Here is a 21,476-nt window from a genome sequence, read left to right as displayed (position 1 = left end):
TTCACATATGGGATAAACGAGAATGGGACAAGCGAGAAGCCAGGCCGGTACGGCGAATCAGGAATTTCTCCAACTCGGCCACGCAGAACACCAGCAGGCCGGCAGCCAAGACCTTGCCCCATTCCAATAGCGACAGGTCGGTCGAGTCAAAGATGGCCTGCATGATGGGCGCATGGGTGTAGGCGATTTGCAGGGGAAGACAGGCGGCAATGGCCAGCAGGATATAGCGGTTGCCAGTGAGCCCACCGCGACTGATTACCGGCGCGAGAATGAAGCGGCTGTTGAGCAGGTAGAACATTTCCGCCATGACAACCGCGTTGACAGCCATGGTGCGTGCCGACTCGATGCTGGTGCCACTGTCAAGCTCCCATAGGAAGAGGCCGAGCGCGCCCGTCATCATCAGGAAGGAAACCATCAGTACCCGCCAGACGAAAAAGCCTGACAGCAATGCCTCGCCTGGCGGGCGTGGCCGGCGGTTCATGACGTCGTGCTCCGCAGGCTCGAACGCCAACGCCAGGCCAAGCGTGCTGGATGCGACCATGTTGATCCACAGCACCTGGGCCGCCGTCAGAGGCAAAGCCAGCTCGAACAGGATCGCCGCGATCACCACCAGCGCCTCGCCGCCGTTGGTGGGCAACATGAACAGGATGAACTTCTTCAGGTTGTCATAGACCGCCCGGCCTTCACGCACCGCTGTGGCAATGGTTGCGAAGTTGTCATCGGCCAGCACCATGTCGGCGGCTTCCTTGGCTGCCTCGGTGCCTTTCATGCCCATCGCTACGCCGACATCGGCCCGTTTGAGCGCCGGAGCGTCGTTCACCCCGTCGCCGGTCATGGCCACCACCTGGCCGTCCGCCTGCAGTGCCTGGACCAGGCGCAGCTTGTGCTCAGGACTGGCCCGCGCGAAGATGTCCACCTCCATGGCCACGCGGCGCAATGCCGCATCGTCCATGATGGCCACTTCCGCGCCAGTGATGACGGGCTTGCCCACGCCGATCGAGAGTTGAGCACCGATGGCGCGCGCCGTTTCCGGGTGATCGCCGGTGATCATCTTCACGCGGATGCCGGCGCGATGGCATTCGCGCACCGCGCGCATGGCCTCTTCGCGTGGCGGATCGATGATGCCAACCAGCGCCAGCAGCGTGTATCCCGATTCCATGTCGGCGAACGTCAGCCGCTCGCCGGCCGGGGCGGACCGCTTGCATGCCACCGCCAGTAGCCGCAATCCCTGGGCCGCGGTGTCGGTGGCCATGCGGCGCCAATAATCGACATCGAGCGGGTCGTCGTCGTCGTGGTTCCATTGCTTGCCGCACATGTCGAGAATCCGCTCAGGCGCTCCCTTGACGAAAATCCACGGGTCGCCGCGATCGTCACGATGGTAGGTGGCCATAAAGCGGTGTTGCGACTCGAAGGGGATGGAATCGAGCCTTGGCCACAGCTTGTCGTCAAGGTGCTGGGTGCCCCCGAGCTTGCCGCCCAGCACGAGCAAAGCGCCCTCCGTGGGGTCGCCTTCCACTCGCCACAAGCCATCCTCCTCACGCAGGCGAGCATCGTTGCACAGTACGCCGGCGCGGATCGCCATGGCCAGCGCAGGGTAATGCCCGGGGTCGATGGCGTGCCCGCCGATGCTGCAATCGCCCACCGGGGCATAACCCACGCCGCCGATATCGAACACATGGCCGGCACATACCATGCGTTGGGCGGTCATTTCGTTGCGGGTCAGCGTTCCGGTCTTGTCGGAGCAGATCACCGTCACCGAACCCAGCGCTTCCACCGCCGGCAGGCGGCGGATGATGGCGTGATGCCGGGCCATGCGCTGGACGCCAAGTGCAAGGGTGACGGTCATGATCGCCGGTAGTCCCTCGGGGATCGCCGATGCGGCCAAGGCCACCACCATCATGAACATTTCCGCGGGCGCATGGCCGCGCCACCAGGAACCGAGCACGAAGGTCGCGGCGGAAACGCCGAGAATGGCCAGGGCCAGCATCCGGCCGAAACGATCCACCTGGCGCAGCAGGGGCGTGGCCAGGCTTTGAATGCCGGAGAGCATCTGGTTGATCTTGCCGAGTTCGGTGGCGGCGCCCGTCGTCACGACGACGCCGCTGGCTTGTCCATAGACTACCAGCGTGCCCGAGTAGGCCATGCCGTAGCGGTCACCCAGCGGGGCGTCGGCGGGCACGGGCGCGGTGTTCTTTTCTACCGGCATGGATTCGCCGGTCAGCGCCGCTTCTTCGACACGCAATTCCTTGACCGCGACCAGGCGCAGGTCCGCCGGCACCCGGTCGCCGGATGCGAGCACGACCAGATCGCCGGGCACCAGCCCGGCGGCGTCGATCTCGCGGCGGGTGCCGCCGCGGATCACCGTGGCATGCGGCGACAACATGGCACGGATTGCATCGAGCGCGGATTCGGCCTTGCCCTCTTGTATGAAGCCGATGATGGCGTTGATCACCACCGCCGCGAACAGCACGCCCGTGTCGATCCAGTGCCCCAGGAAGGCTGTGATAATGGCAGCAGCGAGCATGACGTAAAGCAGGATGTTGTGGAACTGCGCCAGCAGACGCCGCAGCGGTCCGCGCCGCTTCGGCGGGGTCAGCCGGTTTGGCCCAAACCGGGCCAGGCGGCGGAGGGACTCGTCTTCCTGCAAGCCGGCCATTCCGGTTTGCAATGCCCGCTCGATCTCTGCTTGAGACAGCGTATGCCATTGCGTGGGCAGCGAAGCTTCCGTGAGGTTTGAGGTCGGGCGATCTGTCATGGGTATCGGGCCTGCTCGTGTTCGTGTCCTGGAAGGAATGAAGGCGCCTGACGAGGTCGCCGTAGTCTTTCCGGCCAATATGCGTATTGCCCGGTCTGGCGCTCGCGATGCGTTGCCCGCAAGCCCTTGTGGAGCCGTGATCTGAAAGTATGATTCCTCATGCTCCCGGAGTTTCCCAGCGTGCGGGTCCTTCTTGATCCTGATCAGAATTCTCCGGATTTGGCCTCGACAGACTGCGCCGGTCCCCGCGATAATTCCTTGATGCCGAATTCCGCGGCCCGGCCACGAGCCGGCCAGCGCAGCCGTCGGGTCTTCGCGGGGGACCGACGAACGACACCGCTTTCAGGCCAGTCGTCGGCAATCGATCTCGCCCGCGGGGGCCATGCGTCCAGCGCCGGATCGTGCCCGGCGCGCGAATGCTCACCGTGTCGTCCGGCCATGCCGATCCGCGCCGATTGGTGCCAATCGCGGGTGGCTTCCTGTTCCGTTGCGGCTGACGCCGGCCCACCACTACCGGATATCTTCGCCATGACCGACGAACTGATTCTCGTGTTGAACTGTGGCTCATCGAGCATCAAGTTTGCGCTGTTCGATGCGGGTGCCGATCCACTGCCGGTGCAAGCGGCCTGGAGCGGCAAGGTGCAGAACATCGGCGGACCGGCGCCGGAATTCAGCGAAAGCAGCGCCGCCCCGGTGCGAGTGCAACTGGATCCGGATCAGCCTTCCCATGCTGCGCTACAAATGATCCGTGAGCGTGTGAGAGCGCGTTTGGGAAAGCGCCGGATCGTGGGCGTTGCCCACCGCGTCGTGCACGGCGGCAGCAAGTATTCGGCGCCGGTGCGCGTGGATGCCGGCGTGCTGGCGGACCTTCGCAGCTACATCCCGCTGGCGCCGCTGCACCAGCCCTTTGCGCTGGATGCCATACAGGTGTTGCTTGCCGAACAGCCCGAACTGCCGCAGGTGGCCTGTTTCGACACGGCATTCCACCATACCTTGCCGAAGATCGAACAGCTGCTGCCGCTATCCCACGCGGCCTGGGACCGTGGGTTGCGCCGCTATGGTTTCCATGGCTTGTCGTATGCCTACATGGCCGAGGTTTTGGCCGAGCGCCATGGAGAGGCGGCGTGCGGTCGCACCATCGTCGCCCACCTGGGCAGCGGTGCCAGTCTGTGCGCGATGCAGGGCTTGGAGAGCGTCGCTACCACGATGGGCTTTTCGGCGCTGGACGGCCTGATGATGGGCACGCGCTGTGGCGCGCTCGACCCGGGAGCGGTGCTGTACCTGATGGAGATCGAGAAGCTCTCGCTGAAGCAGGTGGGGCACATGCTGTACCACGAATCAGGACTGCTGGGCCTATCGGGCGTATCGCCCGAACCGCGCGTGCTGCTGGAACGCGAAGCTTCGGACGAGCGGGCGCGGGATGCCCTCGCGCTGTACGTGCGCCGCATTGTGCGTGAAATCGGCGCACTGGTGGCGGTGCTGGGCGGGCTCGACTTGCTGGTGTTCACGGCGGGTATCGGTGAGAACAGCGTCGAAATCCGGCGCCGGGTCTGCGCAGGGCTCGGCTTTCTCGGCTTGACCCTTGACGAGGTGGAAAATGGCCGGCACGCCTGCGTCATCTCGTCGGGCGACAGTCAGGTCACGGTGGGCGTCGAGGCGACCAACGAGGAATGGGTGGCGGCCAGGCAAGCGATCGCGGTGTGGCGCGGGTCGGTCTCGACGTGAGGCCCTCGACGCTCCCGCTGTGCCGGCCGACACTGGCGTCTGGCGTATCGAGCGGGTGTGCGTCCTGCGTTTCAGGTCGGCCATGGGGGGCGAGCAAGCACGGCTTGGCATGCTGCCGCCTATAATGCACGAGCATTCATTTCGCCGTCAGCCAAAAGAGATCTCATGGAAAGAAGACGCACATTAGCCATCCTTGCCGGATTAGCCATCATGATTGGCGGCTGCGGCAAACAGGTGGAGAGCACTGCGCCACAGAACAATGCTCGCCAGGAAGCGCCGATTTCGGTCGAATCGGTGGCGACGAACACAGCTGGATTCAGCGCCGGAAATCTTTTGAGCACCAGGAAGGTGTACGTCTTCTTTGATCCTCAATGCCCGCATTGCGGTGAGCTCTGGCGCGCATCCAAGCCTCTGTTTTCTACGGTGCACTTCATATGGATCCCGGTTGCGCTGCTGACTCCCGATCGCTCGGCAGAACAGGGGGCGGCACTGCTGGGAAGCAAGGACGCTATCGGCACGATGGACGCCCATGAGGCCTTGCTGGAATCCCGAAAAGGTGGCCTGGACGTTGCAAGCGGGGCGATTCCCGAGTCTGCGATGCGCCAGGTTGGCGTCAATACGGAGTTCTTTCGCCGCCTGAATCTGACCAGTGTTCCGTTCGTTGTGTTCCAGGGGAAATCTGGAGAAACCAAAGTCTTCGAAGGATCATTGACCACCCAGGCACTCGAATCGGAACTCGGCTTATGAGTGCCCGTCCATCGGGCAGCTGGCCATGGACTTCGCGGCTCGCATTACTTCCACCTATGCAGTCGCCCATTGGTTCATGTGGCCTCCATGTGCCAAACCGGACGCCCTGAACGCCCTAACGCGACGGAAGCAGACTACCGGCTGAACCGGGGCGGCTGGTCGGCCGGCTGGAATCCGGGGAGTGCCATAAACCATTCAAATTCAATGGTTTATGAAAATTCAACCGCGCTTCTTGCCGGAATCGCGATGGTCGCGGCGAACCAGCATGCCGTTCAGCAGCGCATCGATGGCCTGCTCCGCGTGCCGCTCCGTCTGTTCGGCGGTCATCGGTCCGACGCCATAGACCCGCTTTGCCAGATGCGTGGCGGATTGAATGGCCGTGAGCATGCCGGTCATCATGATGCTGGCGTGTTCGCGCGGGTAGGGCTTCAGCAGCCCGGCCGCGTGGCAGTCGGCGATGAGCGCGTCGAGCTTGTCGTGAAATGGCTTCATGTAATTCTCCACCAGCCAGTCCAGCCTTGGGCTGGCTTGCGCCACTTCCATGACGACCAGGGCGTGCGCTGCCGGATGACGGATATTGTTGACCGCGAAAACCCGCAGCGTGGCCCGCAGGCGGGTAAGCGGGTCGGCATCGTCGAGCGCCTCCGAGGCCAGCGTTGATGCCTTGAGCGGCTCCGTGTAAGCGCTTTCGACCACCGCGCGCCAGAGGCCTTCCTTGCCGCCAAAGTGGTAATTCAGCAGGGGTTGCTTCACGCCGGCACGGTTGGCGATCGACAGGACGGAGGCGCCGTCATACCCCTTCTGCCCGAACTCCATTTCGGCCGCCTCGATCAGCCGTTGCCGCCCCGATACCTCGGTGGACCGGGCGGCGCCCGCAGTTGTGGCTGATGCCTCGCCGGCGCGCTTGCGCGCGGGGGGCTTGGGGCGTCGGGGTTCGGTCATGCTCATGGTTGCCTTGGGCACGTTTCACTCACTGTGGCGGTCCCGCCATTCTCCCATACGCCGGAGTCCCGACCCGGGGTTACCCCACCCTGATGGCGGCCCCGCGCGCTATCCGCCGTGTTCGGCTTCCGGCGGCGTGGACTTATATAAGTATAAGTACCGATTTGAGTTTGACTTATACATGTATAAATTTGCGTCCCGTGGCGTCGGATTGCGGCGGGTGGCGGCAAGCAATATTGGGAGTGTGTATGCGTGAGTTGGAAGTTCCGGTGTTGATCGTGGGGGCGGGTCCCGTTGGCATGCTGATGGCGGCGCTGCTGGCGGATCAGGGCATCGAATCGCTGCTGATCGAGCAGCGCGATGACCTGCATCTCGCGCCCCAGGCGCATGTCATCAACACCAGGACGCAGGAGATCCTGGCCAGCATCGGCGTCACGGACGAGGATCTGGCGGGTATCAGCACGCATTCCGCCCAGTCCCGCTTCGTGACCTGGCGGCGCAACCTGGCGGATGGAGACCTCGCACGCATCGAGGTCAGCGGCGCCGGCTCTCTTGCCAGGATGGAAGCGGCCAGCAGCAAGCGGACGGCAAATATCCCGCAACACCATCTCGAGCGCCTGCTGTTCGCGCAGGTGGCGCGCCGCGTGCGCTGCCAGACGGCCTTCGGCCAGGTATGGCTGGACGCGGAGCAGAGCGAGCCGTGCGTTATCTCCTCGGTGATGGATGCCGCAAGCGGCGAGACGTACCGGGTGCGCAGCCAGTGGCTGATTGCCGCGGACGGCGCGGGCAGCCGCGTGCGCCGCAGCCAGGGGCTGCCGATGGTGGGAGAGACCAACCTGGCGCACCTCGTCACCATCAACTTCGAGGCGGATATCCGGCACCTGGTCAAGGACAGTCCGTCAATCCTCTTCTGGGTCTTGTCGGCCAAGGCGCCGGGCACCTTCATCGTGCACGATGCGGCGCGCTACTCGGTGTTCATGACGCCGTATTACCCGGCGTACGAGTCGCCGAAGGACTTTCCGCCGGAGCGGTGCGAGCGGATGCTTCGCGCCGCCCTTGGCGATCGCGATATGCCGCTGCGCATTACGTCGCTATCGAACTGGACGATGCAGGCGCACATCGCCGAGCCTTATCGCAAGGGCCGTACCTTTCTGGTCGGCGATGCCGCTCACCGCTTTCCGCCCACGGGCGGCCTCGGCCTGAACACGGGCGCCGCCGATGCGCACAACCTTGCGTGGAAGCTGGCCCTCGTCATCAAGGGGAGGGCGGGCCCAGGGCTGCTCGATACCTATGGCGACGAGCGCAAGCCCGTTGCCGAGACGAACTGCCGCGTCAGCGTGTCGAACCACCGGAAGATGCGGCAGGTCACCGCGGCGCTGGGTCTCGACGAAGACCAATTGCCGACGATGGCACGCCTGCGCGCAAGCGCCCCGGCCCGCATGCTGCCATCCGCGCTGCGTTCCGCGGTCAAGTCTGTGCTGGTGGCGCCCATCGAGTCGCGCACCCGGAAGGTGCAGCAGGCAGCCACGCCCCGGTTCGCCAGCATCAAGCAGAAGATGCAACAGGCCGCCGAAGCCCAGATGGAGCATTTCAGTACGCTCGGGCTGGATCTGGGCTATGTGTACCGGAGCGCGGCTATCTGCGATAACGGCGCCGTGGCTCCGGTCGCCGCCAATCCGGTGCTCGAGGTGGCGTTGTCGCTCACACCCGGCGCACGCTTGCCGCACTTCCGGGTTCAAGGCGCCCGCGCCTCGGGCACCGCTGCCGCGACGTCGCACGATCTGCTCGACCCCGGGCATTTCCTGCTCGCCGGCCTGGGCTGCCACGGCCAGCGGTGCGTGGAACTCGCGGCGCAGGCAAGCCAGCGGCTTGGCGTGCCGGTGCATGGGGTCGACCTCGATGCCGTCGTCCACCGCGACGACCTGCCGCGCCTGCATGCATGGAACGGCGGCCGCCCCGACATCGCGGTGCTGGTTCGCCCGGACGGGCACATTGCCTGGCGCCATGCGTCGGCGGCCGGCATGCAGCTCGGGGACGTGTTGGGTCCGCTGTGCACCGTGCTTCAAATCCCTGTCCCTGGTCCTTTACCTGTGCCGTCAGGCGAATCGCCGCCATCCGGCGCGCGGACCGGCATGTGCGCGTCGTAACGGCCGGAAACCCCAAAAAACTCTCGCGAAGGTTCCCCTGTGATACATGATCCCGAAGCCGCGCCGCTCCGCCAGGGTGGCCAGGCCATCCCCGTTGCGATCGTCGGCGCCGGCACCGCCGGCTCCGTGCTGGCGCTCCTTCTGGCCAGCCGCGGCATCCGCAGCGTGCTGGTGGACCGGCAGTCCGATGCGGATGCGCATCCGCGCGGCCACGTCTGGTCGGCACGGGCGATGGAAGTGATTCGCTCCATCGATACCGAACTTGCCGAGACGCTGCGCGAAATCAGCTCGCCGCCACTCAAGCTTCGCTACATTACCTGGTGCACGTCCCTGGCCGGGGTGGAGCTTGGGCGCTGCGTGCCGATCGGCAGCGATCCCGGGCATACGGCCCGCCTGCTGGGTAGCGGGCCCTGCCGCCCCTTGCACCTGTCCCAGAACGTAACCGACCCGATCCTGCGGCAGCGCGTGATTGCCAGCGAACTGATCGAGTTCATGCCCGGGTATGCGCTAGAGGCGCTATCGCAGGAGGCTGACGGCTGTACCCTGACGCTGCGCGAAGCGCGCAGCGGCAGCACTACCCGGCGCACCGCGCGTTTCGTCGCCGGCGCGGACGGCGCGCAGAGCACGGTCCGGCGGCTGCTCGGCGTGCAATCGACCACCAAGCCCATGCAGGCGGTCGCACAGATCCATTTCCGCGCGCAACTGTGGAAACTGAGCAACGCGCGGCCGAGCCCCTTGTACTGGATTCTCAATCCCGGCGTGGTGGGTACGCTCACCGCACATACCGCCGACGATGAAGAGTGGGTCCTGTCCACCGCGGTGCTGCCTGACATCGAGCCCGCGGGCGAGATGACGGCCGCGCGGGCGCTGTCGCTGGTGCGGGCCGCCATTGGCGACGACAGCATTGACGTCGAGATCTGCTCGATCCGGCCCTGGACGATGGAACTGCGGCGCGCCGCAACCAGCCGGGTTGGCCGGGTCTTGCTGCTCGGCGACGCCGCGGCGGGTTTTTCGGCGATTGGCGGCTTCGGGCTGAACCATGGCATCGAGGACGCGGCGAGCCTTGCGTGGCGGCTGCAGATACTGCTGGGCGGCTTCGTGCACCGCGACCTTGCGCAAGGGCTGCTGTCCAGCTATGCCGTCGAGCGCGCCGAGAGCGCCGAGGCCCATGCGCACCTCACCCAGCAGCTCAGCGCCTTGTCTGACGAGGTGTTGCGGTCTGCCGGCGTGGATCCCGCCGGCTTCAAGACCTTGTCCGCGCTCTCCCGCTCGGCCTGGGCGGCGAGGTTGCCCAAGGCCTTTGCACGCAAGCTGTTCGGCGCCCTGTTGCGTGGCGGACTGAAGCCGCTGGGCGGCCTGACGGTCAACGGGCCAGCGGGCGCGCAGGCGCGGACCAGGGTAAGAAGGGCGATCGACAAGCAGCGCGAAGTCTTCGTCACCCTCGGCATGGACCTTGGCTACGCGCACCCGGCTGGCTTCATGGCTCGCGAGCCGCATCCGCATCCTGCATCTCCCAACCGGGCAACCGAGTACCTGCCGACCACGAGTCCCGGCGCGCTGGTTCCCCACCTTTGGAGCGAGGCCGACATCGATGGCGAGTCGGTCTCCACGCGCGATCTGGCACGGCGCGCGCCGATGACGCTGCTGGTCAACGAGAAAGAACGCGTGCGCTGGCAGGCGGCGCTGTCCGGCGTGCGCGGCGATTGGGGCATCGAGGTGGCGTGTCCGTCCATCGGTGACGGCGTTGCGTCGCAGTTTCGCATCGATCCCTCGGCACTGGCCGCGGCGCTGGAGATCGATGCATCCGGCGCGGTGCTGGTGCGGGGCGACGGGATCGTCGTCTGGCGCAGCCGCCGCCACTGCGCCGATCCTTCCCGGGCATTGCAGGCGGTGATGGCACGCCTGGTTTCCCAGTCCACCAAGCTCCACGCCGCAATAACGGCACACCCCAGCAAGGAGATGCAATGAGCAACAGCATGAGCATGGATCCCTTTCCCATCCCGTGTCCGGACCCGGACGCCCGCCCGCCCGTGAAGCTCGCGCACATCGTGCTGGCGACGCGGCGCTTCGATGAAACGATCCACTGGTGGTCCGTCGTACTGGGTGCGCGCGTGATGTTCCGCAATGCGCTGCTTTGTTTCCTGTCCTACGACGACGAGCATCACCGCCTGGCTTTGATCAATACCGCCAACTTCAGCCCGAAGCGGCGGGAGAGCGTGGGCCTGGACCATGTGGCATTCACCTTCGGCTCGCTCGGCGACCTGCTTCACACCTATGAACGCCTGAAGCGTCATGGGCTCAGCCCGGAATGGTGCATCAACCACGGACCCACCACCTCGATGTACTACCGCGATCCCGACGGCATCCAGGCGGAGCTGCAGGTGGACAACTTCGCGACGGCAGAAGAGCTGGAGGCGTGGTTCGCCTCCGGGGCCTTCGCTGAGAACTCGATCGGCATCGAGTTCGATCCGGAGCACCTGCTCGAGCGGCACAAGGCGGGTGAGCCCGACGCGCAATTGATGCGCCCCGGGGCGGTGACCAGCCGCCGGTTCCTGACCCTGCCCTGAGAGGAAACAACCGTGAGACTGTGCACGTTTTCCAACGCCGCCGTGGCGAGCCATGTCGGGCTTGCGCTAGCGGGCGAGCGCGTGCTGGATGTGACGGCGTCGTTCGCGGGGGATGCGCGATTCGCCACCCTGCTGGCGCTGATCGAGCACCAGGACGAAACACTGCCCGCCATCAGGGAGCTGGCGAGGGGATACGGGCAACCCGGCCGGGCGGCCCAGGTTCACCCATTGCGCCAGATCCGGCTCGAGATCCCTTACCGGCCCCCTCAGATCCGCTGCTTCAGTGCCTACGACCAGCATCTCAAGAACGCATTCCAGCAGGTCCTGAGGCATGGCGTGAGCCCGGTCGCCGGTTTCCTGATGCGTGCCCTGGGCATGGGGAAAGTGCCAAAGGGCTTCTACGACACGCCCGTGTACTACAAGGGCGTGCGGCTCAACCTGTCCGGTCACGACAGCGTCGTGCGGCGCCCCGATCCGGGCGCCATGCTGGACTACGAGGCCGAGCTTGGCGTGATCGTCGGCAAGCCTGGCAAGAACATCGGCCGCGCGGATGCGATGTCGCACGTCTTTGGCTACGTGATCTTCAACGATTTCTCCGAACGCGCGCAACTGATGAAGGAAATGCGCGTCCGGCCCAGCGCCGGCCCGGCCAAGGGCAAGGATTTCGATAGCAGCAACAGCCTTGGCGCCTGGGTCGTCACCGCGGACGAGATTGACGATCCGCACCGGCTGGAGGTGACCGTGCGGGTCAATGGCGAGGTGCGCGGCAAAGGCAGCACCGCATGGATGACGCATCGCATCGACCGCATCGTCAGCTATGCCTCGCAGAACGAAACCCTGCACGGTGGCGAACTGCTTGCCACCGGATGCGTGCCGAACTGCGCCGGCATCGAGCAATGGCGCTTCCTCGACGACGGCGATCGCGTCGAGGTCGAGATATCCGGACTCGGCGTCCTGCCGAACTTGATCACCGGCCATTAGTTCGCTGGCCGCGTTCCACTTCAAGCCCCCGCCGCAAGGGAGGCAGAGACCTGCCGCGGCAATAACAACGACAATGGAGACAGCAGTGAACAAGAAACAGTGGATTGTCACGTCCGCGGCAGCGCTGTGCCCCGCGCTCGCGCTTGCCGACAACGGCTACTTCCAGATCGGCTACGGTGCCGAAGCGCGCGGCATGGCAGGTGCCGCCGCCGCGTCGACGCGCGATGCGTTCGGCGGCGCTAGCAACCCCGCCACCACGGTATGGGCCGGCAATCGCCTCGACGGCAACCTGATCGCCACCAACGGCGTAACCAGCATGAGCCGTGCGGCGGGCCTGCCGGCACCATTGTCCGGCGCGCTGGATACGCACACGAGCAGCGCGAACCGCTGGGTGCCGCTGACCGATGTCGCGTACAGCCGGATGATCAATCCCGATCTGTCGCTCAGCATCGTCGGCTACAGCAATGGCGCCGGTACCTACTTCAGGGGTGACACCACGACCTGCCTGGCGCCAGCGCCAGCGCCGGCGCCCGCCGGCACCACCTATCGTGGCAACGTACTCTGCGGCGACGGCAGGGCCACCACCACGATCCAGCAGCTGACGATCGCGCCGACGGTATCCGCACGTGTTTCCAACTCGTTCTCCGTCGGCTTCTCCCTTCTGATCGCAGGCCAGTTGTTCAGCGCGGAGGGCTTGCAGGGGCTGGCCCCGCAGTCGGCGGCGCCGAACCACCTGGGCAACCAGGGAACGGCGTCCTCGTTCGGCGTCGGGCTGCGCCTCGGCTCCTATTGGCGGGCCAGCGACACGCTCAGCTTCGGCGCGGCATGGTCGCCCCGGATCAGGATGGGACGGCTCAAGGAGTATGAGGGGCTGCTGGCGGACCATGGCCGCCTGGATATCCCGGAGAACATGCTGGTGGGCATGCAGTGGTCGCCGATGCAGAACCTGTCCTTGCTCTTCGACTACCAGCGTATCAACTATTCGGGAACCACCGGGCTTGGCAACCGCCCCTTTGACGGCACCGCCTTGCGCGGCAGCAGCGGCGGCCCGGGGAACGGGTGGAAGGACATGAACGTGTTCAAGGTCGGGGTGCGCTACCAGGTGACACCGGCCCTGTACGTCTCGGGCGGTGTCTCATTCAATAGTGCTGCCTTCGCGGACGGGGACACCGCGAGCAACGTCACGTCGCCCGCGACGTTCCGCCGCCACTATACCTTGGGGCTCGGTTATGCGACCGGGTCGAATACCCAGTGGTCCATCTTCTATTCCCTGTCTCCCGCGCACACGACAGCGAGCAGTTCCGTGCTGGCTTCGGCGGTCGCGACGCAGCTTGCCGGCAGTCCCACCGTGGCGGGCCAGGAGACCCTGGCGACGCGGCAGCAGAGCATCGGCGTGCAGTACTCGCTCCGCTTCTGAGTGCTGCCGATTCCCTTTTTGTTCATTCATCATGGAGTTTGTCTCGATGAAGGCTAGTTTTCATCCGCGGTCCGGCGCCGTCCCGGGAAGCACGGCGCGGGGCGGCCACGGCCGTCCGGCTGCGCCATCGGCGGCCTGCAACCCCATTGGCGGTAAGGCATGAACGCGCGTACGGAACCGTCGGCACTGCAGTCGCCTCGGCTGGAGGATCGCTTCGAGCAGGCGGCAGGCAGGGTCTTTCTTACCGGAAACCAGGCAATCCTGCGCATCGCGCTGGACCAGCGCCGCATCGACACGCAGCTCGGCAAGAACACCGGGGGCTTTATCTCCGGCTACCGCGGCTCGCCGCTGGGCCGGCTGGACATGGAGCTGTGGCGCATCGAGCCGCTGCTGCAGGCGGCCAATGTGCGCTTCCAGCCTGGCGTCAACGAGGACCTGGCCGCCACCGCCGTGTGGGGTACGCAGTATGTCGGCAGCTTTCCGGGCGCCAAGGTGGACGGCGTGTTCGGCATCTGGTACGGCAAGGGGCCCGGCGTCGATCGCAGCGGCGATCCGCTGAAGCACGGCAATCTCGCCGGCACCAGCGCGGCCGGCGGCGTGCTGGTCCTGGCGGGCGATGACCATAGCGCGAAGTCGTCGACTACCGCGCACCAGTCGGATTTCTCGCTCATCGCCGCCGGCATACCGGTGCTATACCCGGCGAACGTCCAGGACATCATCGACTTTGGCTTGCGCGGGATCGAGATGTCGCGCTACAGCGGATGCTGGGTGGGCCTGAAGCTGGTGACCGACGTCGTGGAATCCGCCGGAGACGTCGAGGTGGGGCAACTGGTGCCGGTCAGCGGATTGCCGCCTGCCGACGCGTCCTTGCATATCAAAGCCTTCGAGATGGCGCCGGCGGCGGAGGAGCGCCTGTACGTGCGCAAGCTGCCGGCGGTGGTGCAGTTCGCCAGGGCGGCCGGGCTCAACCGCCTGGTGTGGCCCGGCCCGGCGGCCAGGGTGGGCATCGTGACCGCCGGCAAGTCATACGCCGACACGATGCAGGCGCTGCAACGCCTTGGCATCGACGCCGTCAGCCCGCATGGCGCGGCATTGCGGGTGTTGAAGATCGGCATGGTGTGGCCGCTCGAAGACGAGATCGTGCGCGCCTTCGCGCATGGCCTCGACACCATCCTGGTGATCGAGGAAAAGCGGCCGCTGCTTGAATCGCAATTGAAGTCCATTCTCTTCGATGCGCGCCTGCAACGGCCACCCGTGGTGCGCGGAAAATTCGAGGGCGCGCCGGAATGGTCGGCATCGCGGGGCGCCCCGGTGCTGCCGATCTGCAACGAGCTGAGCGTGCTGCAGATTGCCGAAGCCATCCAAGGCCTGCTGGGCTTGGACGTGCCGCCGGCGAACGTGCCGGTGGCGTGCGCGGAGGGGGCCGCGGCGCCATTGCGCCGCCCGAGCTTCTGCGCCGGTTGTCCGCACAATACGTCGACCAGGGTGCTGGATGGCAGCAGGGCCCTGGCGGGCATCGGCTGCCATACCATCGCGATGCTGAACGACCCCGGCAAGACCCATACCGTCTCGCATATGGGCGGCGAGGGCATGATGTGGATGGGGCAGGCGCCGTTCACCAGCGAGGCCCATGTCTTCGCCAATATGGGTGACGGCACTTACTTTCATTCCGGCTATCTGGCGATCCGCCAGGCGCTCGCGGCCAATCTGCGGATGACCTACAAGCTGCTGTTCAACGGCTTTGTCTCCATGACGGGCGGGCAGCCCGTGGACGGCGAGCTGAGTGTCGACAAAGCGGTGGCCCAGCTGCGCGCGGAAGGCGCCAGGAAGATCGTGGTGGTCACCGACGATGTCGCGGCTTACGACGGGCGGCGCCGGGCCGCGCTGGGCGTGCCGGTGCACGACCGGGCCATGCTGGAGACCGTCCAGCGCGAACTGCGCGAGTATCCGGGGCTGTCGGTGCTGATCTACGACCAGGCCTGCGCTACCGAAAGACGGCGGCTGCGCAAGCGCGGCAAGCTGCCGGACCCGCAGGTCCGCACCTACATCGACCCGGAGGTCTGCGAGGGGTGCGGCGATTGCGGCGATCAGTCCGGCTGCCTGGCCATCGAGCCGCTGGAGACGGCGCTGGGCCGCAAGCGCAAGATCAACCAGTCGTCGTGCAACAAGGACCTGTCGTGCGTGCGCGGCTTTTGCCCGAGCTTTGTGACGCTGCATGGGGCCAGGCCGCGCCAGCCTCAGAGCGGCGCGCAAGCAGGCCTGAAGATTCCCGCACTGCCGGATCCCGCCATTCCCGGCGACTTCGAACCGATGGCGCTCCTGGTGGCGGGCATCGGCGGTACCGGCGTCGTGACCATCGGCGCCATCCTGACGATGGCGGCGCACCTCGACGGCAAGGCCGGCAGCTCGCTGGATATCACCGGGCTGTCCCAGAAGTACGGCGCGGTCGGCTCGCATGTCCGGATCGCCCCGAACGCGGCGTTGCTGCACGCCGCGCGCATCGGTGCCGCAGAGGCCGATGTCTTGCTGGGATGCGACCTGATCGTGGCCGCGGGGGCGGACTCCCTGTCGCGGCTGCGTCCGGGATCGGCCCGCGCCTTCGTCGGTACCGAGATCGTTCCCACCAGCGACTTTACAAGGCAGCCGGACTGGTCTGCCGATGAAGCGGATCTCAAGCATCGCCTGACCGAAGCGCTGGGGGCGCGTGCCGAGTTCATCGACGTTGCCGCGCTGGCGCAGCAACTGCTGGGCGACGCGATCCTGTCCAACATGCTGCTGCTCGGTTATGCGTGGCAGAAGGGCTCGATTCCGGTGCATCGGGCTGCGATGGAGAAGGCGATCCAGCTCAACGGGGTGGCGACGGACACGAACCTGAGCGCGTTCTCGCTGGGCCGATGGCTTGCGCATGACAGCGTGGCGGTGCGGCGTCTGCTGGCGCCTGCGCAGGTTGTCCACCTGCCGGTGCCGGCGGGCGGGTCGCTGGCCGGCCTGATCGAGGACCGGGCCGGGCGCCTTGCGGGGTACCAGAACCGTGCCCTGGCCAGCCGCTACCGGCAACGGGTGGAAGCGGTCCAGCGCGCGCTGGCGGGACGGAGCGACGCCGACGCCCTGGTCCGGCAGGTAGCGACACAGTACTTCAGGGTGCTGGCGGTCAAGGACGAATTCGAAGTGGCGCGCCTGTACACGCGGCCGGCGTTCCTCCAGTCGCTGCGCAATGGGTTCGAAGGTGACTTCAAGCTCAATTTCCACCTGGCGGGCGGGCCCTTCGGCAAGCTGGACACGGTCAGCGGAAAGATCAGCAAGACCGCCGTCGGCGGCTGGATATTGCCTGTGTTCCGCCTGCTGGCGAGCGTGCGCTTCCTGCGCGGCAGCTGGCTCGATCCCTTTGCCCGGGGTAGCGAAGCCGTGTTGAACCGCCGTGTACGCGACGCCTATGAGGATGACCTGGACGCCCTCGGCGGCGCGGCGGCGCAATGGCCAGCGCAACGCTTGCGCGAGCTGCTCGGCTGGCCTGCCAGTGTGCGCGGGTACGGGCATGTCCGCGAGCGCCAGGCGCAAGCCGGCTTTGCCCGGCGAGCCAAGGCCCGGGAGGCGGTATCAGGTCCGGACTGACTGGCGGCGGCATGGCCGAAAGGCAACGCCGCGCCGTACGCCAATCTTGCCCGGCACAACGTCCTGCACGCCGTTGCCGCCATCCGATAGCCATGTGACGCCCGGCGGCGCGCACCCGCATTGATCAACGCCGCCGCGCACCTATCCCTCCCCAAGGAGTACACGATGAACAAGGTCATCATCACCTGCGCCATTACAGGGTCGATCCATACCCCTTCCATGTCGCCGTATCTTCCCCTTACCCCAGACGAGATCGCGCTCAGCGCGATCGGCGCCGCGCAGGCCGGCGCCGCCATCGTGCACCTGCACGCGCGAAACCCCGTGGACGGGCGGCCGTCGCAGGATCTCGCACTGTTTCGCCGGTTCGTGCCTGTCATCAAGGAAGCATCGGATGTGGTGATCAACCTGACCACCGGTGGCGCGCCGTCGATGAGTGTCGAGGAGCGCTTGCAGCCGGCGCTGCAACTGCAGCCGGAAGTCGCCTCCCTCAACATGGGCTCGATGAACTTCGGGCTGTATGAGCTTCTCGGCCGCTGCAAAGAATTCAAACACGATTGGGAGCGCCCCTACCTCGAGCGCAGCGAGGACGGGATCTTCAAGAATACGTTCAAGGATATCGCCTACATTCTGCAATCCTGCAGCGAGAACCAGACGCGGTTCGAGATCGAGTGCTATGACATCGGGCACCTGTACACCGCGGCCCACTTTCTCGATCGCGCGCTCCTGAAGCCGCCGCTGCTCATCCAGTCGGTGTTTGGCCTGCGGGGCGGTATCGGCGCGCACGTCGAGGACATCCTGCATATGCGCCGCACCGCGGACCGGCTCTTTGGCCGGGACTATGTCTGGTCGGTGCTGGGAGCAGGGCGGCATCAGATGCCCGCGGCGGCGATTTCAGCCTCGATAGGTGGAAACGTGCGCGTTGGCCTGGAGGATTCGCTATGGGATGGGGCTGGCAGACTGGCCGAATGCAACGCCGCGCAGGTGCAGCGCGTGCGCAGCATCATCGAAGCCCTGTCGCTCGACATCGCCACGCCTGACGAGGCGCGTACCTTGCTGAAACTGAAGGGACGCAGCAACGTCGGCTTCTGACGGCGATCTGCTGTCTGCGTCATCGCGCCGGCCTCCTGCCGCGCAGTAGTGGCGATGCCGAAGAGGGCGTTGACACAATTCGCTCTCCGAAGGAGCGAAGGGGTCACTTTCAGGCGTCGTGCACGTTGGCCCGTTGACGGCCGTGTCTCTCGCCTGCGCTCCAGGGTTGTAGTCTCAGGCCGGCGTGACGGGAACTGCGCACTTTGGCGCATGAAGTGTGTTGCGCCGCACGGAAGGGCGCTTCTCACACCTGATGGCCGATGCTAGACTTCCGTGCGTTCAACCGTTTATCACCATGACCTTCCGCAACCGCCTCACCGCATGGCTTGGCCTGATCGCCATGTGGATGATCGTGTTTGCGCCGATGGTCAGTCATCTCGCGGTTGCGGCGCAAGCCAATGAGCCGGCAGGCATGCTGTGCTCAGCCTCGCAGCCGGCGCTCGAACACGAACATCACACCCCGGCCGACAAGCTCGGCGCGTGCGGGTATTGCAACCTGCTCGAACACCACGTCGTCATGCCGGTGATTCCACCGGCTCCGATCGCTATCGCGCTCGTGACGGCCACTACGGCTGTCCCCACGCTCTCTACCTCCTTCACGCCGCTAGTCGGTTTCCCCTCGGGGCGACCGCGCGGCCCTCCGTCCGTTTCCTGATCGCAGTATTTGCCGGTGGCACGTGCCTACGCGTCCTTTGAGCACGCCCGTGGCCGCCCGCTCCACATACTCAGGAAAACTTGGGAGGAAAACATGCGAATCGAATCGAAGGCGTTGGCTCGCGCCATGCTGGCCTGCGCAGCGAGCATGGCCATGCCGGTCACCGCCTACGCGTGCGCGACCTGCGGCTGCTCGCTCAGTACGGATGCTGCCATGGGCTATTCAGCCATGCCCGGCTGGCGGATCAGCCTGGATTACAATTTCATCAGCCAGAATCAGCTACGCAGTGGCACCCGCCGGATTTCGCCGGCGCAGGTAGCGGCGATCAACGATGCCGGCGGCAACCAGGAAGTGGAGAATCAGACGATCAATCGCTACTACAACCTGGGACTCAGCTACAGCCCCAATAGCAGTTGGAATTTCAGCACGATCGTACCGATCGTCGACCGCAGCCATACGACCTATGGCAATGCCACTACGGACCAGCTCACGCCGGACAATCTGAGCGGCGCCACCAGCAGCGGTCTGGGTGATATCAAGCTGATCGGTAGCTACCAGGGTTTCCTTCCGACCCATAATCTCGGCGTGCAGCTCGGTGTGAAGTTGCCCACCGGCGCTTATGGCGGTCAAAACGTGGTGACTGGCGCCACTGTCGGGCATCCGGTGTTCTTTTCGACCGGCCCGAACGCTGCCGGCGGCCAGGCGCTCGATACCAGTCTGCAACCCGGCACCGGCAGCACCGATCTCATCATCGGGGCCTACTATTACCAGCCGGTAAGCCAGGATTTCGACGCCTTCATCAACGGCCAATTCCAGTCGGCCGTGATGGAGAAGCTGAATCAGGCCAACGCGGATTTTCGGCCTGGCAACTATACGACCGCGAGCGTCGGCCTGCGCTACGAGGCGAATCCGAAGATCGTGCCGCAGTTGCAGGTCAACTTTGTCCACAAGGGCGCGGACCAGGGAGCGCTGGCCGACAGGGCCAACACACGCGGTACCGTGATGTATCTAAGCCCTGGGATCACGGTCGCCGTGGCGCAGAATCTGCATGTGTACGGCTTTGTGCAGAAAGCCCTCTACAGCAAGCTGGATGGATACCAGCTGTTCCCGCGCTGGACAGGGAATATCGGGGTCAGCTATGCCTTCTAAACTGTCTTTGCAGGCTTTGCCAGCGTCGGCGCCATCGCCGTTGCCGCGAGGAAGCGGTCGCCGGAAACCACACGACCTCGGTGCCACGCAGACCGACAGCGTGTCGGCGGCACGGCGCGGCTGGTTGCGCGTTGCCGGTGCGTTGGGGCTGGGCGCCGGCTTGGCCGGCTGGCTGCCCGAGGCACAAGCGAACAGCCTGGCGGTGGGCCGCCCAGCGCCTCCGCTGGTTCTGCATACGCTGGACGGGCACAGCATCTCCACCGAGGATCTGCGCGGCCATGTGGTCATACTGACCTTCTGGGCCACCTGGTGCGGTCCGTGCCACACGGAGCTGCCGTTGTTGTCGGCCTATGCGGCGCGTCATGCGAGCGACGGGCTGCGGGTCCTGGGCTTCAGCCTGGACGGCCCGGATGCCCTGCCGGCAGTGCGCAAGATGGCTGCGGACCTGGGTTTTCCTGTCGGCCTGCTAGGCAGCGCCTACGCGGGAGATTACGGCCGGATCTGGCGTATCCCGGTGAACTTCACGATAGATAGAGCCGGGCTCCTGGCTGACAACGGCTGGGACGACCAGGCACCAGCCTGGACAGCCGAACGCCTGGAGCACATCGTGACTCCGCTCTTGAGACGATAGCGACAGGCATGCGGGTCCGCTACGGGCAACCGGCGGTGGAATCTTCACTGCTGGGAAGCGGAGAGACGCTGAATGGATTGTTGGCCGCGGCCACATCGAATTCCACGCGTGGCCGCTTGCCGTCGGCGATGAGTCGTCGCACGCTGGTGACAATATCGGGATGCATTTCGCCACGATCCGCACGGACCTGGGCAATCATGCCAAGCTCGAAGCGCCCGCCGCAGTCCGGACAGAAGTACAGGTAGCCGCCGCCGTGCGGCAGCGTCGCGCGCGCGGCGGGCGTTTGGCAGAGCGGGCAGGGGGCAATCTGGGTGATCATGTTGGGGAGTGACGATTGTGCTACATGTCGATCCGTCCGCCAATTCCGTACCGTTCTCGCTGGACTTCTGCATTCCGTCAAACGTTATTACATCCACCAGGCCAGCGCAACAAGCATTTGGTGCATCGCGGTATCCGTCGGCAAGGCGTCGACGGCCTGATGCGATTCCGAGGCCGAGCTGCGGGCGGACGCTGGTCTTGAGACCCGCATCGCTTGAATTTGCCATAAAAATTTCATATCGCACCTTGATCAAATGGCTGCTGCGGTATTGAATGAATTTTCCCGGCGCATGCGGTAGGCGCGTCCGGTCAGCAAAGACCTCGCCACGAGGTCGCAGTGTCCGTCGCCGGAGCCTGCCTCCGGCGCGACCGATGTACTCGCAGCTCTCCAGCAGTCCAAACATATAAGTCCAGGAGACAAGGATGCTGAGTCCTCACGAAGTTGCCGCTCTCATACTGATCAAGAACGCCCCGGATCAAACGGAACTGGAGCGTGCCGATATCGACGCACTCCTCGAACAGGAACTGGTCAGCCTGGAACAGCTCGAATCGGGCCGCCATCGCCCCTGCGTCACCGCCAGAGGCGGGGCCCTCCTGAACGCCATCGCACGAATCTGGTGAGGGCGGTGAAGACCGCAGGCGCCTCGATTGACAACATCCGACTGGCTGGGTAGGGCGTCCGCGCTGTTGATGCGTGCCCAGGCGCCGAGTGGAATCGCGATGCGGCGTTCCCCAAGTGTT

General features: G+C 65.5%; 16 protein-coding genes. 13 read left to right on the top strand and 3 right to left on the bottom strand.

Annotated elements, in window-relative coordinates; all coding sequences use genetic code 11:
• Position 1: 1 nt before the first annotated feature.
• Positions 2–2,755: a cation-transporting P-type ATPase gene (locus tag AC3FOF_RS07140; RefSeq protein WP_488726158.1), complete on the bottom strand. Its 2,754-nt coding sequence runs from the start codon at positions 2,753–2,755 to the stop codon at positions 2–4.
• Positions 2,756–3,283: 528 nt separating this feature from the next.
• Here AC3FOF_RS07140 and AC3FOF_RS07135 point away from each other — a divergent pair.
• Both AC3FOF_RS07135 and AC3FOF_RS07130 read left to right on the top strand, forming a co-directional pair.
• Positions 3,284–4,480, top strand: a complete 1,197-nt coding sequence (locus AC3FOF_RS07135) for an acetate/propionate family kinase (RefSeq protein WP_488726157.1) — start codon at positions 3,284–3,286, stop codon at positions 4,478–4,480.
• Between the two features lie 165 nt (positions 4,481–4,645).
• Complete coding sequence (locus tag AC3FOF_RS07130; protein WP_488726156.1) at positions 4,646–5,227, top strand: thioredoxin domain-containing protein; 582 nt, start codon at positions 4,646–4,648, stop codon at positions 5,225–5,227.
• A gap of 219 nt (positions 5,228–5,446) precedes the next feature.
• On the opposite strand, the gene AC3FOF_RS07125 is transcribed toward AC3FOF_RS07130, so the two are convergent.
• Positions 5,447–6,169 carry a TetR/AcrR family transcriptional regulator gene (locus tag AC3FOF_RS07125; RefSeq protein ID WP_276264244.1) on the bottom strand — a complete coding sequence of 241 codons (723 nt, stop codon included), beginning with the start codon at positions 6,167–6,169 and terminating at the stop codon, positions 5,447–5,449.
• A gap of 248 nt (positions 6,170–6,417) precedes the next feature.
• Between AC3FOF_RS07125 and AC3FOF_RS07120 the strand changes: the two genes are divergently transcribed.
• The 10 genes from AC3FOF_RS07120 to AC3FOF_RS07075 all read left to right on the top strand — a co-directional run bounded on the left by AC3FOF_RS07120 (position 6,418) and on the right by AC3FOF_RS07075 (position 20,417).
• A complete protein-coding gene (locus tag AC3FOF_RS07120; protein ID WP_488726155.1) occupies positions 6,418–8,316 on the top strand; it encodes an FAD-dependent monooxygenase in 1,899 nt (632 codons plus the stop codon).
• A gap of 39 nt (positions 8,317–8,355) precedes the next feature.
• Positions 8,356–10,284, top strand: coding sequence for an FAD-dependent monooxygenase (locus tag AC3FOF_RS07115; RefSeq protein WP_488726154.1), 1,929 nt, complete (start codon positions 8,356–8,358; stop codon positions 10,282–10,284).
• Positions 10,281–10,883, top strand: a complete 603-nt coding sequence (locus tag AC3FOF_RS07110; RefSeq protein WP_017230087.1) for a VOC family protein — start codon at positions 10,281–10,283, stop codon at positions 10,881–10,883. Before AC3FOF_RS07115 ends, AC3FOF_RS07110 begins: the two co-directional genes overlap by 4 nt.
• 12 nt (positions 10,884–10,895) lie before the next feature.
• Entirely contained in the window at positions 10,896–11,864 is a 969-nt protein-coding gene (locus AC3FOF_RS07105; RefSeq protein ID WP_017230086.1) for a fumarylacetoacetate hydrolase family protein, read from the top strand.
• An 85-nt stretch (positions 11,865–11,949) separates the two neighbouring features.
• On the top strand, positions 11,950–13,281 hold the full coding sequence (locus AC3FOF_RS07100; protein ID WP_488726153.1) for an OmpP1/FadL family transporter: 1,332 nt from the start codon (positions 11,950–11,952) through the stop codon (positions 13,279–13,281).
• Between the two features lie 159 nt (positions 13,282–13,440).
• Complete coding sequence (locus AC3FOF_RS07095) at positions 13,441–16,893, top strand: indolepyruvate ferredoxin oxidoreductase family protein (RefSeq protein ID WP_488726152.1); 3,453 nt, start codon at positions 13,441–13,443, stop codon at positions 16,891–16,893.
• Positions 16,894–17,058: 165 nt separating this feature from the next.
• Positions 17,059–17,982, top strand: coding sequence for a 3,5-dioxohexanoate:acetyl-CoA acetone transferase (gene kce, locus AC3FOF_RS07090; protein WP_017230082.1), 924 nt, complete (start codon positions 17,059–17,061; stop codon positions 17,980–17,982).
• Positions 17,983–18,277: 295 nt separating this feature from the next.
• The gene (locus tag AC3FOF_RS07085; RefSeq protein ID WP_276267241.1) at positions 18,278–18,637 is read left to right on the top strand and encodes a DUF2946 domain-containing protein; all 360 of its coding nucleotides are present in this window, start codon (positions 18,278–18,280) and stop codon (positions 18,635–18,637) included.
• A 126-nt stretch (positions 18,638–18,763) separates the two neighbouring features.
• On the top strand, positions 18,764–19,786 hold the full coding sequence (locus AC3FOF_RS07080) for a transporter family protein (protein ID WP_430869637.1): 1,023 nt from the start codon (positions 18,764–18,766) through the stop codon (positions 19,784–19,786).
• A 100-nt stretch (positions 19,787–19,886) separates the two neighbouring features.
• Positions 19,887–20,417 (top strand): TlpA disulfide reductase family protein, encoded by a 531-nt coding sequence (locus AC3FOF_RS07075; protein ID WP_017230079.1) that lies wholly within the window; start codon positions 19,887–19,889, stop codon positions 20,415–20,417.
• A gap of 19 nt (positions 20,418–20,436) precedes the next feature.
• Here the strand turns inward: AC3FOF_RS07075 and AC3FOF_RS07070 are convergent, their stop codons facing one another.
• Complete coding sequence (locus AC3FOF_RS07070) at positions 20,437–20,736, bottom strand: hypothetical protein (RefSeq protein ID WP_488726151.1); 300 nt, start codon at positions 20,734–20,736, stop codon at positions 20,437–20,439.
• Positions 20,737–21,158: 422 nt separating this feature from the next.
• Here AC3FOF_RS07070 and AC3FOF_RS07065 point away from each other — a divergent pair, with 422 nt between their 5' ends.
• Positions 21,159–21,356: a hypothetical protein gene (locus AC3FOF_RS07065; RefSeq protein WP_017230076.1), complete on the top strand. Its 198-nt coding sequence runs from the start codon at positions 21,159–21,161 to the stop codon at positions 21,354–21,356.
• Positions 21,357–21,476: the final 120 nt, after the last annotated feature.

Source organism: Cupriavidus sp. 96C5-1 (assembly GCF_057798855.1).
Note: the sequence above shows the minus strand (reverse complement) of the source record. Positions and strands in the feature narration are given on the sequence as shown.

What these genes read in the sequence shown, in the direction of transcription:
- AC3FOF_RS07140 (WP_488726158.1), bottom strand. Translation starts at nt 2,755, where the DNA reads ATGACAGATCGCCCGACCTCAAACCTCACGGAAGCTTCGCTGCCCACG.
- AC3FOF_RS07135 (WP_488726157.1), top strand. Translation starts at nt 3,284, where the DNA reads ATGACCGACGAACTGATTCTCGTGTTGAACTGTGGCTCATCGAGCATC.
- AC3FOF_RS07130 (WP_488726156.1), top strand. Translation starts at nt 4,646, where the DNA reads ATGGAAAGAAGACGCACATTAGCCATCCTTGCCGGATTAGCCATCATG.
- AC3FOF_RS07125 (WP_276264244.1), bottom strand. Translation starts at nt 6,169, where the DNA reads ATGACCGAACCCCGACGCCCCAAGCCCCCCGCGCGCAAGCGCGCCGGC.
- AC3FOF_RS07120 (WP_488726155.1), top strand. Translation starts at nt 6,418, where the DNA reads ATGCGTGAGTTGGAAGTTCCGGTGTTGATCGTGGGGGCGGGTCCCGTT.
- AC3FOF_RS07110 (WP_017230087.1), top strand. Translation starts at nt 10,281, where the DNA reads ATGAGCAACAGCATGAGCATGGATCCCTTTCCCATCCCGTGTCCGGAC.
- AC3FOF_RS07095 (WP_488726152.1), top strand. Translation starts at nt 13,441, where the DNA reads ATGAACGCGCGTACGGAACCGTCGGCACTGCAGTCGCCTCGGCTGGAG.
- kce (WP_017230082.1), top strand. Translation starts at nt 17,059, where the DNA reads ATGAACAAGGTCATCATCACCTGCGCCATTACAGGGTCGATCCATACC.
- AC3FOF_RS07085 (WP_276267241.1), top strand. Translation starts at nt 18,278, where the DNA reads ATGACCTTCCGCAACCGCCTCACCGCATGGCTTGGCCTGATCGCCATG.
- AC3FOF_RS07080 (WP_430869637.1), top strand. Translation starts at nt 18,764, where the DNA reads ATGCTGGCCTGCGCAGCGAGCATGGCCATGCCGGTCACCGCCTACGCG.
- AC3FOF_RS07070 (WP_488726151.1), bottom strand. Translation starts at nt 20,736, where the DNA reads ATGATCACCCAGATTGCCCCCTGCCCGCTCTGCCAAACGCCCGCCGCG.
- AC3FOF_RS07065 (WP_017230076.1), top strand. Translation starts at nt 21,159, where the DNA reads ATGCTGAGTCCTCACGAAGTTGCCGCTCTCATACTGATCAAGAACGCC.